Below are 13,657 nucleotides of genomic sequence, written 5' to 3' on the forward strand. Positions count from 1 at the left end.
ACGTGTCCTACTTGCTCGGCTCCGGCACGTCACAGGTGATCTTCGGGTTGACGCCCATCCAGTTGAGGGGGCCGGCGACCGTGGTCACGATGACCGTGCCGGCCTCCGCGCAGCTGGCGTCCTCGCTGTCGGAGAAGTAGCCCCGCTCGTACGCGGCGATGGCGCCGAGGACGAGCCAGATGACGATGATGACCGCGCCGATACGCATTGAGAGCCTCCAAACCGGGGATGAGCGGCTCATACCCCGGCGGAGGCGATCACTAAACGGGCTTGCGGGCTTGCAGGGTATAGGTGTGCGGCAGTCGCTCGGGCTTTTCGGTGAGCTGCCACTCCTTGGTGTCCAGTTTGCGCATCCGGCCGGGCAGGGCCTCCCACGGCACGCTCTGGTGCTCCTCGAGCCCGGTCAGCACGAGCCCGGCCTCGAGGACGGCGGTGACGATCTCGCCCAGCCCGTGGTTCCACTCGTGGGTGAGTGTGTGCTGGAACTGGTGGTCGGACTCCACGTAGGTGCCCGGCTCGTCAAAGATCTGCGGTTCCTTCTGCTCGAAGTAGGGTTCGGTGAGCGACAGCAGCCCATCGGTGCGGTAATAGTCGAGCGACCACAGCACCGGGTGACCCTCCCGGAGGAACAGTCGGCCGCCCGGGGCGAGCAGCGACGCCACGGTCTGTGCCCACCGTTTGATGTCGGGCAGCCAGCCGAGTGCCCCGATGCCGGTGAAGACCAGGTCGAAGTCGCCATCCAGGGCGGAGCGAGCCGAGTAGAGGTCGCTCTGGACGTACTCGATGTCGGCGCCGGCCCGGGCCGCGAGGGACCGGGCCTGCTCCAGGGCCGCCCCGGAGAAGTCCAGTCCGGTCATCGAGGCGCCGAGCCGGGACAGCGACAGGGTGTCGGTGCCGATGTGGCACTGGAGATGCACGCCGCGCAGCCCGGCCACGTCGCCGAGCCGAGGTAGGTCGAACCGCACCACGTCACTCAGATAGGACGGGTCGTCGACGAAGCTCTGCACCTGATAGCCGGGCGACGCCGCGTGGGGCGCCGCCCGCTCGTCCCAGTTCGCACGGTTGATCTCTAGGTAGTCCGTCATGGGGCGGACGATATGCGATCCCGGAACCACAGCGCACTGCGTTTAGGCGTACGCCGCTGGGTCTGGTAATCGACGTGCACCAGGCCGAACCGCTTCGCGTAACCCTCGGCCCACTCGAAGTTGTCCATCAGCGACCAGGCGAAGTATCCGCGCACGTCAGCGCCTTGGGCGCGGGCCGCGGCGACCGCGTCGACGTGGTCCGCGAGGTACGCGGTCCGCTCGGTGTCCTCGACGAAGCCGTCCGCGTCCGGGTGGTCCGGGTAGACCGCCCCGTTCTCGGTTACGACCAGCGGATAACCGTAGTCGCGGTGCAGTCGGAGCAGCAGCGTGGTGAACCGGTCCGGGGTGATCGGCCAGCCCAGGTCGGTCTGCGGCACGTCGGGCTTGATCTCCCGCACCACCGGCAGCCCGGATGCGTCGACGGTGTTGCCGTCCAGGTCGCGTCCGGCGAAGTCCTGCCCGAAGTAGAAGTTGACCCCGAGTGTGTCGATCTGCGTCCGGGAGATGATCTCCAGGTCGCCGTCGCGGACCGGCAGTTCGATGCCCCGGACGGCCAGGTCGGCCAGCACGTCCTCCGGGTATCGGCCGTGCTTCAGCGGGTCGAGGAAGATCCGCGCCACGTTGCCGTCGGCCCGCCACGCCGCCGCCACGTCCAGCGGATCGTCCGAGGCCGGGGTGGCGGTGCCGATGTTCAGCGGGATGCAGATGTCGTTGTCCGGCCGCTTGATCGAGTCGGCGATCAAGCCGTGCGCGAGCAGCAGGTGGTGTGCGGCGGCCGCGGCGACCGCCGGCTCCCGCCGCCCGGGCGCGAACACCCCGTACTCGTAGCCGAGATAGGCCACACACCAGGGCTCGTTGACCGTGCCCCAGTTGCGGACGCGGTCGTTCAGACGAGCGAAGACCATCTCGGAGTACTCGGCGAGCCGGTAGGCGGTGTCCCGGTTTCCCCAGCCGCCGGCGTCCTCCAGTTCCTGCGGCATGTCCCAGTGGTAGAGCGTCAGCCACGGGTCGATGCCATTGGCCAGCAGTTCGTCCACGAGCCGGTCGTAGAAGTCGAGCCCTTTGGCGTTGGCCGGGCCGCGTCCGTTCGGCTGGACCCGGGTCCACGACACCGAGAATCGGTAGGCGTTCACCCCCAGGCTCTTGATCAGCTGCACGTCCGACGGCATCCGGTGGTAGTGGTCGCAGGCCACGTCCCCGGTCTCGCCCACCACGTCGCGGGCGAAGGTGTCCCAGATCGACGCGGTCCGCCCGTCCTCGGCGGCCGCGCCCTCGATCTGGTAGGCCGAGGTGGCGACCCCCCAGGTGAAGTCCATCAGTCGTTCACCAGCCAGCACGCCACCGAACGGCTGTCCTTCTGTTCGAGCACCGGGATCTGCGACGAGCACGGTTCGAACGCCTTCGGGCACCGCGGGTGGAACGAGCACCCGGTCGGCATGCCCTTCAGGTCGGGCGGCGAGCCCGGGATGCCGCTCAGCTCCCGCCGCGGGCCCTTCAGGGCCGGGAAGGACCCCAACAGACCTTTGGAGTACGGGTGAAGCGCGTCCCGGTAGATGGCCGAGGCCGGCGCCTCCTCCACGATCCGCCCGCCGTACATGATGGCGATCCGGTTGGAGAACTCCACCAGCAGCGACAGGTCGTGGGTGATGAAGATGACCGAGAAGCCCAGCCGCTCGCGCAGCTCGATGAGCTGGCCGAGGATCTGCCGCTGCATGACCACGTCGAGCGCCGTGGTCGGTTCGTCCATGATCACGACCTGCGGCTGGAGGATCAGCGCCATGCCGATCATGACGCGCTGGCGCATGCCACCGGAGAGCTGGTGCGGGTAGGCGTCCATCCGGTCCGGGGCGATGCCGACGAGCTTGAGCATCTCCCGGGCGCGGGCGTTGCGCTGGGTCTCGCTCATCTTCGGCTCATGGGCCTTGAGCACGTCGGTGAGCTGGGTGGAGATCTTGTGCACCGGGTTGAGCGAGTTCATCGCACCCTGGAACACGATCGCCGTCTCGTTCCACCGGAACTGCCGCAACTGGGTGTCGGAGAGGGACAGCACGTCGTACGGGTCACCCTGCTCCGGGTGGTAGATGACCTCGCCGCCGGTGATCACCCCGGGCGGGGCGAGCAGCCGGGTCATCCCGTAGGCGAGGGTCGACTTGCCGGAGCCGCTCTCGCCGGCCAGCCCGAGCACCTCGCCCCGATGCAGGGTGAGGTTCACGTCACGGACCGCGCGGACCCCTTGGTCGCCCAGGCCGTACCCGACGTTGAGATTGCGGATCTCGATCACCGGCTGGCTCATTGAGTGACCTCCTGCCGCACCACCGGCGTGGACGTGGCGTGGGTGTGCTGGGCCCGGTTGTCCAGGACCGGGGTGAAACCGATGCGCATCCGGACCGTACGACCGGAAGCGGTCTTGATCTTGGTTTTGCCGGCGCTGCGCAGGCGGGGGCTGACGAACTCGTCGATGCCGAAGTTGACCAGCGCGAGTGCGGTGCCGAGGATCGCGATGGCCAGACCGGCCGGTACGAACCACCACCAGGCGCTCTGCGCGAGAGCCTGCTGGCCCTGCGCCCAGAACAGGATGGTGCCCCAGTTCCAGGTGGTGGCCGAGGTGACGCCGATGAAGGCCAGGGTGATCTCGGAGAGGACGGCGAAGATGACGGTGCCGACGAAACCGGAGGCGATCACCGCGGTCAGGTTCGGCAGCAGCTCGAAACCGATCACCCGCCAGGTCCGCTCGCCGCTGGCCCGGGCCGCCTCGACGAAGTCTCGACGCCGCAGCGACAGTGTCTGCGCACGCAGCACCCGGGCGTTCCAGGACCACGAGGTGAGGCCGATGACCAGGGCGATCAGCCAGTCCTCGGCGTTCTCCAGGGTGGAGGTGATGATGATGATCAGGGGCAGGGCCGGGATCACCAGGAAGACGTTGGAGAGCGCGGAGAGGACCTCGTCGGTCTTGCCGCCGACGTAGCCGGCGGTCACCCCGATGATGACCGACAGCACGGTCGCCACGATGCCGGCGAAGAACCCGACGAAGATCACGCTGCGGGTGCCGGCCAGCAGCTGGCTGAACACGTCCTGGCCGAGGTGGGTGGTGCCCATCCAGTGGTCGGCCGACGGCGGCTGGACCAGGTCGTTACCGCGGGCGCCCGGGTCGTACGGGGTGATCCACGGGCCGATCACCGCCAGCACCAGGTAGATGCCGAGGATGACCAGGCCGGTGGCCGCCTTCTTGTTGGCCACGAAGCGGAAGCTGCGGCGCTTGACCTTCTGGGGCTGGGCCATCGAGCCCTGGCCGGGAATGACCTGCTCGATGCTTGAGGTGGGGATCGTCATTCTCTCAGCCCTCCTTGCGGGTGCGCGGGTCGAGAAGCAGGTACGCGATGTCCGCGAGCAGGTTCGCCACCAGCACCGAGATCGTGATGATCAGGAAGACGCCCTGCATCAGCGGGTAGTCCGAGGCGCCCAGCGCCTGGAACAGCTGGAACCCGACCCCCGGGTAGGAGAAGACGATCTCCACCAGCAGCGTGCCGCCGACGATGAAACCGAGCGACAGCGCGAAGCCGGAGACGTTCGGCAGCAGCGCGTTGCGGGCCGCGTAGCTCATCGCCACCCGGCGGTCGGACAGGCCCTTGGCGTGCGCGACGGTGATGTAGTCCTCCGACGACACGGTCACCATCATGTTCCGCATGCTCAGGATCCAGCCGCTGACCGAGGAGATCAGGATGGTCAGGGCGGGTAGCAGGCTGTGCTGGATGGCACTCGGGATGAAGTACTGGTCCCAGGCCGGCACCAGGCCGTTGTCGAAGCCGCCCGATGACGGGAAGAAGCTGTCCGGGCCGGTGAGCAGGTAGATCGCGATGATGCCGAGCCAGAAGTAGGGCACCGAGGACAGGAACGTGGTGACCGGCAGCAGACCGTCGGTCCACGAGCCGCGCCGCCAGCCGGCCAGGATGCCCAGGCCGGTGCCGAGGAAGAAGCTGATGATCGTGGTGATGCCGACCAGCAGCAACGTCCAGGGCAGGCTCTTGGCGAGGATCTCGGAGACCGGCGTCGGGAAGAACGTGAACGACAGGCCCAGGTCACCGGAGAGCAGTTGCCCCCAGTAGCTGACGTACTCCGACCACAGGCTGGCGTCCCTGTCCAGGCCGAACAGCACGTAGAGGGAGTCGATCGCCTGGCTGCTGAGCTGGCCCTGGTACTTGGTGATCAGCGCCTGGACCGGGTCGCCGGGGATCATCCGCGGGATGAAGAAGTTCAGGGTGATCGCGGCCCACGCGGTGAACAGGTAGAAGGCGAGCCGTTGCAGGAAGTATTTCACTTCGCGACCTCGCTTGAGTCGTACAGCCAGCAGGCGGCCCAGTGCCCGGGCACGTCACCGATCTCCAGCGGGACCGGCGTCTCGGTCGAGCAGCGCGCCATCGCCATCGGGCAGCGCGGGTGGAAGCGGCACCCGGCGGGCGGGTGGATGAGGCTCGGCGGCTCGCCGTTGCCGCGGTCCTCGTCTTCGACGTCGGACACACCGGTGAGCCGGTCCGGGTCCGGCGCGGAGTCGATCAGGAGACGGGTGTACGGGTGAGCCGGCGACTGGGTGACGGTCTCACTGTCGCCGCCCTCGACCATCCGGCCGGCGTACATGACCATCGTCTGGTCGGCGAAGTACCGGGCCGACGCGATGTCGTGGGTGATGTAGAGGATCGCCAGGTTGAAGCGTTCCTTCAGGTCACGCAACAGGTTCAGGACGCCGAGCCGGATCGACACGTCGAGCATGGAGACCGGCTCGTCGGCGAGCAGGGCCTCCGGTTCGGCACCGAGCGCCCGGGCGATCGCCACACGCTGCCGCTGACCGCCGGACAGCTCGTGCGGGAACTTGTCCAGGTAGCGCTCGGGCGGGGTGAGCGACACCCGCTGGAGCAGCTCGTGCAGCGCCTTCTCGAGGTCGGCGTCGGTCTTCCCGGCGTTGCCGTGGATCTTCAGCGCCCGGGTCAGGTGGTACCTGATGGTGTGCACCGGGTTCAGCGACGCGAACGGGTCCTGGAAGATCATCTGAACCCGGGCGCAGTAGGCGCGGAACGCCGAGCCCGACTTGACCTTCGTCGACTGCCCGTGCAGCCGGATGTCACCGCCGGTCCGTGGGTAGAGCTGGGCGAGCAGGCGGGCGACCGTGGACTTGCCCGAGCCGGACTCACCGACCAGGGCCACCACCTGACCGCGGCGGAGGGTGAGGTGCACATCATCGACGGCGTGCACCGCGTCGTGCCGGTTGGAGAACAGGTCGCGCAACCGCCGGCGGACGGGGAAGTGCTTGGTCAGGCCGATCGCCTCGAGCACCACCTCGTCGGCCGGCGCCTTGGCTTCCGGGATCGACGTCATGCCGGTGTCCTTCTTGCATGCTGAGGCGGGCGCCCCGGTCGGTGACCGAGGCGCCCGCGGGGCGATCAGGAGTTGGCGGGCTGCAGCTTGAGGACGACGGTCAGAGCGCCGGCCTGCGTGGGCTGCATCGGGGCGTAGGAGTCCGCGTCCGACGGCCAGCCGACCCAGTTCTTGGTGCTGTACGCGCCACCGACGTTGTCCGAGCCGACCGGCAGCATCGGGGCCTGCTCCACGAAGATCTTCTGGATCGTGGCGAGCGCGGTCTTACGGGCCGCCTCGTCGGTCGCGTTGGAGTACGCCTTCAGCGCGGCGGTCGCCTCCGGGCTCTGGAAGCGGCCGAAGTTGCCCTGCTGGGCGGCGGTGCCGATCGGCTTCATCAGGTCGCCGTCCATCACCGTCTGGTAGATGTCGAACGGCGTCGAGCCACCGTTGGTCCAGCGCATCGTGCCGCCGAAGTCGCCCTTCTGGACGTTGGCGTCCCAGACGTTCTGGTTCGGCTTCTCGACGATCGCCTCGATGCCGATCTCGGCCAGGTTGCTCTTGATGATCTCGAGCGTGGTCTGGTAGTCCGACCACGGGGCCGGGTCGCTCAGCTTGATGGACACCGGCTTGCCGGTCTTGTCCTTGAGGGTCGTGCCCTCCAGCTTGTAGCCCGAGTCGGTGAGCAGCTTCTTGGCGCCCTCGACGTCGACCGAGAAGGTCTTGCCCTTGTACTCGTCGGCGATGTAGGCGTCACCCGCGCCCTCCGGCAGACCGGTGACGCTCTTGATCTCCGGGTGGAAGTAGCCGGCCTCGGCCTGCACGAAGATGTCGTTGCGGTTGATGACCATGTTCATCGCGCGGCGCAGCGCCGGGTCGTCGAACGGCTTCTGGGTGGTGTTGATGTACAGACCGTGGATGCCCAGCACGCCCGGCGCCCAGACCTTGTAGTGCTCCGGGTCCTTGGCGACGAAGGTCTGCTGGTAGTTCGGGATGAAGACGAAGCTCCACTCGGCCTGGCCGGTGGCCAGCGCGGTCGACATCGCGTTGTTGTCGGCGTAGGAGGTGTAGCGCAGCTCCTTCACCTTGGGCAGCGCCTGCCAGTAACCGCTCTCACGGACGCTGAGAATCGTCGCCTGCTGGCTGAACGACTTCAGGACGTACGGGCCACTGCCGACCGGCTCCTTGATCGGGTCGGTGGCCGGGTCCGCGATCTTCTCCCAGATGTGCTTCGGCACGATCGGGATCTGCCCGATCACCTTGTGCTGGGTGGTGAACTGCGACGAGGTGAACGTGATCTTCACCTTGTTGCCCTCCGACGTGATGGCGTCGAACGGGATGGCGAAGATGTTCAGGGCCTCGTTGCTCTTCACGAGGTTGTACGTGTAGACGACGTCCTCGGCGGTCAGCGGCTTGCCGTCGGACCAGGTCGCGCCGTCCCGGATGGTCAGGTCGACGGTCTTGTAGTCGGCGGACCACTTGATCTCGCTGGCCAGCCACGGGGTCAGCGGGTCGGCCGGCTTGGTGTTGTTCCACTGGCCGAGGGGCTCGTAGATCATCCACCGGTAGCCGAGCGAGGCGCCCGCCGAGGTGCCGATGAACGGGTTGTTGTTCTCGGTCACCGTGCCGTTCGGCATGCCGATCGACAGGAACTCGGCCTGCTTGGCGTTGTTCGCGTTGTTGTTGGCGTTCGGCGAGTCGCTGCACGCGGCGAGCCCGCCACCGGCCAGCACGCCGGCCAGGGCGACCGCGAAGAGCTTGCGTCGCTGCATCGAAATTCTCCTCGGAGGATTCATCTGCGGGTGAGAGGGGTGAGAGAGGTGAAACCGGGTGAGAGGGGTGCCACGAGGGCGTGCGGCATCGCGTGACCGGCCGTCGGCCGGCCCCGGGTGCCACCGATCCCCGGCCGTCGCAGCGGCCGGTCGATGCGTTATCGGGTGTCGGGTCGTACTAGGAGGAGCTGACCGTTGACTCTCGGACGGTGAAAGTCGCCGGGATTATCGTCGGGCGGTTCGGAAGCGGTGTTCCCTCGAAATGGGCCAGCAGCGCACGTGCCGCCGCCTCACCCATCTCGCGCATGGGCTGGTGGACCGTGGTCAGCGGCGGCTGGGTGTGCGCCGCCATCGGGATGTCGTCGAAGCCGACGACCGAGACGTCCTCCGGGATCCGCCGACCGTGCTCCAGCAGCGCCTGCATGGCACCGGCCGCGGAGACGTCGTTGTGGCAGAAGACGGCGTCGAACTCGATGCCGGCCGCGATCGCCCGGTGGATCCCCTCGGCGCCCTGCTCGAAGGTGAAGTCGCCGAGCAGGATCCGCTCGTCGCCGACCGGGTGGCCGGCGTCGGCGTAGACCGCGGTGAACCCGTCCCGGCGCTGCTGGGTGCAACCGAACCGGGACGGCCCGGTGATCATCAGCGGCCGGTGCCGGCCCACCTCGATCAGGTGCCGGGCGGCCGCGCCGGCGCCGATGTGATTGGTCGTCCCCACACTGGGGATCTGCCCCGACATCTGGTCGCGATCGTCGATCAGGACCATCGGGAGGCCGCGGGCGTGCAGGGTGGCGATGTAGTCGAGTGTGCCCTCCGGCTCGATGACCAGCAGCCCATCGAACGACTTGGCCGCGACCTGGGCGCCGAACTGGCGCATCGAGTCCTCGCCGCGGTTGCAGGTGAACAGCAGCAGGCCGTACTCCTCGGCTTCGAGGACGTCGACCGCTCCCTGCACCACCTCGCCCATCCACGGCCAGGTCAGCGAGGGGACGAGCATGGCCACCACCCGGGTGCGGCCGCGGGCCAGGTTGACCGCACGGGCACTGGGCACGTAACCGAGCTCCTCGATCACCGCGCGGACCCGCGCGGCGGTCGATTCGTCCAGCTCACCCTTGCCGTTGAGAACCCGGGACACGGTGGTCTTGCTGACCTTCGCCCGGGCCGCCACGTCGGCGATGGTGATCGGCACGCTCGCTCCCTCAGTTGCTACCGGTTGATTGCCCCGGGGTTTCGGAACCGGTTTCGGGACCGGTTTCGGCAGTCAACCTCAGTGAGAGCCGTCACGTCAACGGGCCGAGCGAGCTATTTCGATTTCAAGACGGTAACCGACTTCGGTAAACAGTCTTAAACGGTAAGTGGGGCAAGATTCGGGAGAATCACCCCGAGCGGTGCGTCGATCACCAGGTCGGCATAGGGCTCGCCGCGGGTCACACCCCGGTTCACGATCGCCACCCGGATCCCGTCCCGGACCGCCCGCAGCACGAACCGGCGCCCCGACATGACGGTCAGCGACGAACCCAGAACGAGCAGCGTCCGCGCGCCCGCCACCAGCGCGAACGACCGCGACACCCGGTCCGGCGGCACGGTCTCGCCGAAATAGACCACGTCCGGCTTCAGGACTCCGCCGCAGGCCAGGCAGTCCACCACGGTGAACCCGGCCACCTCGGCATCGTCCAGCTCCACGTCACCGTCCGGATTGACGGTCGCCGCCACCGCCGCGAACCCCGGATTCGCCGCCGACAGCCGCTCCTCCAGCTCGTCGCGACCGGAACCCGCGCCACACCCCAGACACACCACCCGGGCCAGGTTGCCGTGCAGCTCGATCACGTCCCGGGCACCGGCCGCCTGGTGCAGACCGTCCACGTTCTGCGTGATCAGCCCGGCCAGCAGACCCCGCTCCTGCAGTCGGGCCACCGCGCGGTGCCCGTCGTTGGGCCGCGCGTCGCCGATCGTTCGCCAGCCCAGATGACTGCGCGCCCAGTAGCGCCGCCGGGCCACCGGATCGCCGGTGAACGTCTGGTAGGTCATCGGCGAACCGCGCCGGGCCGACCCGGACGGCCCGCGGTAATCCGGGATCCCGGAGTCGGTGGACAGGCCGGCGCCACTGAGCACCACCACATCGCCCTCGGCGACCCACTCGTCCAGCCGGGCCACCTGTTCCACCATCTCGAGGTCCATGGCGTCCATGGTCCCTCGTCCGGGTGACCGTGCGGGCAACCCGTACGAGTGGTGGAGCCGAGTTCGTCCGATGCGCCCCCAGGGGTCGGCGAGTAGGTTGATGGACGTGATCACGGTGGCGCAGCCGGCCGCTCGTCCCTGGGACGGGCAGCGGATTCTGCGTTTCCTGACCGGGCTGGCCATGCTCGCCCTGGCGGTCACCCTGCGCCTGCCCGGACCTGCGGTTCCGGCCCCGGTCGCGGCGTCCGCCGCCCCCGTTCCGGCGGTCGCCGCCGCGGTCGCCCCGGCCGAGGTGCCGGCCCCCGACCCGATGGTCTACGAGGCCGAGCGGATCGAGCCGGAGCCGGTCGGTGAGGCCGCCGAGGCCCCCGCAGCCGTGACGTTCACCACCCGTATCCCGCGTGGCGAGACCCCGGGAGCCACCGGCCCCCGCGCACCCCCGGCTCGCTGACGGGCCCCTAGCGGACCCGTCACCGCCGGCCGTAGATCGACCTACCACTGGGGTGCTCCATGGAATCCGTCCTGCAAACCTTTCTGAGCGCGGTCCCGCAGGCGACCGTGATCTGGCTCGCCATCCTCCTCGTCCTGGCTGTCGCGGTCGCCGTCGCGGCCCTGCCCCGGGGCGTGACCGCACCGGCACCGCCGAGCGAGGAGAACCGGCTCGCCGACCGGCTGGAGGCGGCCGCCGCCGAGGCCGCCGGAGTCGCCGAGCGCCGCCGCACCGAATGGCTCGCCGCCCAGCAGACCGTCGACGAGACCTGGGCCGCCTACGAGCAGGCCTCCGACGACGCCCGCCGGATCGGCGCCACCACCGCGTTCCCGCTGATGAGCCGCCGTCGCAAGCCCGGCGAGAACGTCGACCGCCAGCGCTACCTGCACCGCGCCGCCACCGAGCTGTGCCGCTCCCAGAGCCTGTCGATCGCTCAGCTCAACGACGTCTACGCGCACCGTGGCTGGAATCCCCGGCTGCACCCGGTCCAGCAGGAGCCGGTCCTGTTCAACGCGGTCCGGGCGCACCGCTTCGACGCTTACCAGCGGGCCGTCGAGAAGGAGCGGGCCACCTGGCGCAGCGCCGAGGCCGCCGCCGAGACCCTGCGCGGCCTGCGCGCCGAGGCGGCCGCCGCCCGGTTGCACGGCCCGGTCACCGAGGCCGGCGAGCAGCAGGTGTTCGCCGAGCACTGGACACCGGCGGAACTTCCGGCCGCCGCCTGATGTCCACCCTGGATCCGCCGACCGTTCCCAGCGGACCGTGACAAGCGCCGGGTAACGTGGCCGGGCGGGCGGTACGGAACGGCAAGGAGGCGATGGTGACGATAACTCCCGCGGGTGGATCCTCGCCCGTGGTCCGGATTCACCGGGCCGCCCTGATCGAGGACGCCGTCCACGAGATCGTCGAGCGCCGGCTGCGCGGTCGCGGCTGGAAGCCGTACATCACCGCGTACACCGGTTACGGCGCCCCCGGCTGGGCCCGTGTGATGGCCCGGGTGCTGCTGGCCAGGCCGGGCATGGTCCGCCGACGCCGGGAGAAGGTCCGCGGTTGGCGCAGCTTCACCACCACCCCGGTGAGCAGCGCGCTGGTCCGGATCGAGCTCGGCGGCACGATCACCGAGGCCCGCACCGACCGCAGCGGCTATCTCGACGTCCGCGTCAAGGGCGACCTCGACCCCGGTTGGGGCAGCGCGAAACTCTCCACCGAGGGCACCGTCCCGGTGGAGGCGCCGATCCGGGTCATCGACCCCGGCGTCAAATTCGGTGTGATCTCCGACATCGACGACACGGTGATGGTCACCACACTGCCGCGCCCGCTGCTCGCCGCGTGGAACACGTTCGTCCTCGACGAGCACGCCCGCGCCGCGGTCCCCGGCATGGCGGTCCTCTACGAGCGACTGGTGCACGCCAATCCCGGCACCCCGGTCGTCTACCTCTCCACCGGCGCGTGGAACGTGGCACCGACCCTCACCCGGTTCCTCAGCCGCCACCTCTACCCGGCCGGGCCGATCCTGCTCACCGACTGGGGTCCCACCCCGGACCGCTGGTTCCGCAGCGGCCGCGAGCACAAGCGCAAGTCACTGCGCCGCCTCGCCGAGGAGTTCCCCGACGTGCGGTGGCTGCTCATCGGCGACGACGGCCAGCACGACCAGGAGATCTACTCCGAGTTCGCCCGCGAGCACCCGGAAAATGTGGCGGCCGTGGCGATCCGCCGGCTGTCACCGACCCAGGCCGTGCTCGCCGGTGCCATCCCGGGCCCGTCGGAGACCGCCGAGGTCGTGCCATCCGGTGGCAAGACCTGGTTCTCGGCCCCCGACGGTGCCGGTCTGTGGTCGCTGCTGCGCGACACAGAGCTCGTCCGCAAGCCGAAAAACTAGGGTTTCTCCAGCTCAGGCTTGATCGCTGCCTCGGCCGCCCGCTCATGCAGGCGGCCCCGGATCTCCTCAGGTGTGTACGCCCGGCGCTTGCGCTCGGCCCGGGCCACCACCACGCCCGTCGCCGCGACTCCCGCCAGCCCCGCCAGTCCCGCTATCTTCCACCAACGCATCAGCCGAGAATAGACATGTGGGAGCAGAACTCAGCCTCGATGAGGCCATCGACCTGACCCGTACCGGCGACATCTGGATCTTTCGGGGACGATCCGGGCCGGACCGGGCCATCCAGACCCTCACCAACAGCCCGGTCAACCACGTCGGCATGTCCCTGGTGATCGACGACATGCCGCCCCTGATGTGGCACGCCGAGCTCGGTAGGTCGCTCCCGGACATGTGGTCCGGCAGGTTCCAGCGCGGCGTCCAACTGCACGATCTACGCGACGCGGTCACCGTCTGGGCTCGGCGTTACGGCCAGCGGGGCTGGCTGCGCCAGCTCGACCCCGGCGTCACCCGGGCGATGGAGGACAAGGCCCTCAAGACCGTCGCCCGCCTGGACGGCACCCCCTTCCCGTCGACGTCGCAGCTCGCCGCCAGATGGGTGCGCGGCCGGGTCCCGCAGATCCGGATGCCCTGGCAGGAGAGCAAGGAGAGCGAGGCCACCCTGGAGAAGGCGTACTGTGCCGAGGTGGTCGCGGTCACCTACGAGGACATGGGCCTGCTGCCGACCGGCCGCAAGGCCAACTGGTACGACCCGGGCCGCTTCTGGAGCGGCGACGAACTCGAGCTCTGCGCCGGCTTCGCCCTGGGCGACGAGATCGCGGTCAGCGTTCCCGAGATCTGACGACCCCGGGCGGCTCACCGCCCGTTCGAGAAAGACCCGCTCGGGTACGTCCTCCGCGTCCACCGCACCGGCAGG

15 protein-coding genes are annotated in these 13,657 nt (G+C 69.1%); 4 read left to right on the plus strand and 11 right to left on the minus strand.

Annotation, left to right across the window (positions count from 1 at the left end):
- Nucleotides 1-7 precede the first annotated feature (7 nt).
- The 10 genes from Q0Z83_RS52385 to Q0Z83_RS52430 form a co-directional block, all read right to left on the minus strand.
- Nucleotides 8-208: a hypothetical protein gene (locus tag Q0Z83_RS52385; protein WP_317791051.1), complete on the minus strand. Its 201-nt coding sequence runs from the start codon at nucleotides 206-208 to the stop codon at nucleotides 8-10.
- A 52-nt stretch (nucleotides 209-260) separates the two neighbouring features.
- Nucleotides 261-1,085: a class I SAM-dependent methyltransferase gene (locus Q0Z83_RS52390; RefSeq protein ID WP_317791052.1), complete on the minus strand. Its 825-nt coding sequence runs from the start codon at nucleotides 1,083-1,085 to the stop codon at nucleotides 261-263.
- On the minus strand, nucleotides 1,082-2,401 hold the full coding sequence (locus Q0Z83_RS52395; RefSeq protein WP_317791053.1) for a GH1 family beta-glucosidase: 1,320 nt from the start codon (nucleotides 2,399-2,401) through the stop codon (nucleotides 1,082-1,084). The genes Q0Z83_RS52390 and Q0Z83_RS52395 overlap by 4 nt, the downstream gene beginning before the upstream one ends.
- Nucleotides 2,401-3,378 carry an ABC transporter ATP-binding protein gene (locus Q0Z83_RS52400; protein WP_317791054.1) on the minus strand — a complete coding sequence of 326 codons (978 nt, stop codon included), beginning with the start codon at nucleotides 3,376-3,378 and terminating at the stop codon, nucleotides 2,401-2,403. Before Q0Z83_RS52400 ends, Q0Z83_RS52395 begins: the two co-directional genes overlap by 1 nt.
- Complete coding sequence (locus Q0Z83_RS52405) at nucleotides 3,375-4,415, minus strand: ABC transporter permease (RefSeq protein ID WP_317791055.1); 1,041 nt, start codon at nucleotides 4,413-4,415, stop codon at nucleotides 3,375-3,377. Before Q0Z83_RS52405 ends, Q0Z83_RS52400 begins: the two co-directional genes overlap by 4 nt.
- Nucleotides 4,416-4,419: 4 nt before the next feature.
- Nucleotides 4,420-5,400, minus strand: coding sequence for an ABC transporter permease (locus tag Q0Z83_RS52410; RefSeq protein ID WP_317791056.1), 981 nt, complete (start codon nucleotides 5,398-5,400; stop codon nucleotides 4,420-4,422).
- Nucleotides 5,397-6,452: an ABC transporter ATP-binding protein gene (locus Q0Z83_RS52415; protein WP_317791057.1), complete on the minus strand. Its 1,056-nt coding sequence runs from the start codon at nucleotides 6,450-6,452 to the stop codon at nucleotides 5,397-5,399. The genes Q0Z83_RS52410 and Q0Z83_RS52415 overlap by 4 nt, the downstream gene beginning before the upstream one ends.
- A gap of 65 nt (nucleotides 6,453-6,517) precedes the next feature.
- A complete protein-coding gene (locus Q0Z83_RS52420) occupies nucleotides 6,518-8,203 on the minus strand; it encodes an ABC transporter substrate-binding protein (RefSeq protein WP_317791058.1) in 1,686 nt (561 codons plus the stop codon).
- A gap of 178 nt (nucleotides 8,204-8,381) precedes the next feature.
- Nucleotides 8,382-9,389: a LacI family DNA-binding transcriptional regulator gene (locus tag Q0Z83_RS52425; RefSeq protein ID WP_317791059.1), complete on the minus strand. Its 1,008-nt coding sequence runs from the start codon at nucleotides 9,387-9,389 to the stop codon at nucleotides 8,382-8,384.
- Between the two features lie 155 nt (nucleotides 9,390-9,544).
- The gene (locus Q0Z83_RS52430; RefSeq protein ID WP_378079032.1) at nucleotides 9,545-10,387 is read right to left on the minus strand and encodes an NAD-dependent protein deacetylase; all 843 of its coding nucleotides are present in this window, start codon (nucleotides 10,385-10,387) and stop codon (nucleotides 9,545-9,547) included.
- A gap of 97 nt (nucleotides 10,388-10,484) precedes the next feature.
- Between Q0Z83_RS52430 and Q0Z83_RS52435 the strand changes: the two genes are divergently transcribed.
- The 3 genes from Q0Z83_RS52435 (at nucleotide 10,485) to Q0Z83_RS52445 (ending at nucleotide 12,744) form a co-directional block, all read left to right on the plus strand.
- The gene (locus Q0Z83_RS52435) at nucleotides 10,485-10,829 is read left to right on the plus strand and encodes a hypothetical protein (protein ID WP_317791060.1); all 345 of its coding nucleotides are present in this window, start codon (nucleotides 10,485-10,487) and stop codon (nucleotides 10,827-10,829) included.
- A gap of 59 nt (nucleotides 10,830-10,888) precedes the next feature.
- Complete coding sequence (locus tag Q0Z83_RS52440; protein WP_317791061.1) at nucleotides 10,889-11,590, plus strand: hypothetical protein; 702 nt, start codon at nucleotides 10,889-10,891, stop codon at nucleotides 11,588-11,590.
- A 92-nt stretch (nucleotides 11,591-11,682) separates the two neighbouring features.
- On the plus strand, nucleotides 11,683-12,744 hold the full coding sequence (locus Q0Z83_RS52445) for an App1 family protein (protein ID WP_317791062.1): 1,062 nt from the start codon (nucleotides 11,683-11,685) through the stop codon (nucleotides 12,742-12,744).
- On the opposite strand, the gene Q0Z83_RS52450 is transcribed toward Q0Z83_RS52445, so the two are convergent.
- The gene (locus Q0Z83_RS52450) at nucleotides 12,741-12,914 is read right to left on the minus strand and encodes a hypothetical protein (protein WP_317791063.1); all 174 of its coding nucleotides are present in this window, start codon (nucleotides 12,912-12,914) and stop codon (nucleotides 12,741-12,743) included. The two genes, Q0Z83_RS52445 and Q0Z83_RS52450, sit on opposite strands and share 4 nt — an antisense overlap.
- Nucleotides 12,915-12,931: 17 nt before the next feature.
- Between Q0Z83_RS52450 and Q0Z83_RS52455 the strand changes: the two genes are divergently transcribed.
- Nucleotides 12,932-13,582 carry a hypothetical protein gene (locus Q0Z83_RS52455; protein WP_317791064.1) on the plus strand — a complete coding sequence of 217 codons (651 nt, stop codon included), beginning with the start codon at nucleotides 12,932-12,934 and terminating at the stop codon, nucleotides 13,580-13,582.
- The last annotated feature ends 75 nt before the right edge of the window (nucleotides 13,583-13,657 follow it).

This window comes from Actinoplanes sichuanensis, assembly GCF_033097365.1.
Classification (GTDB): domain Bacteria; phylum Actinomycetota; class Actinomycetes; order Mycobacteriales; family Micromonosporaceae; genus Actinoplanes; species Actinoplanes sichuanensis.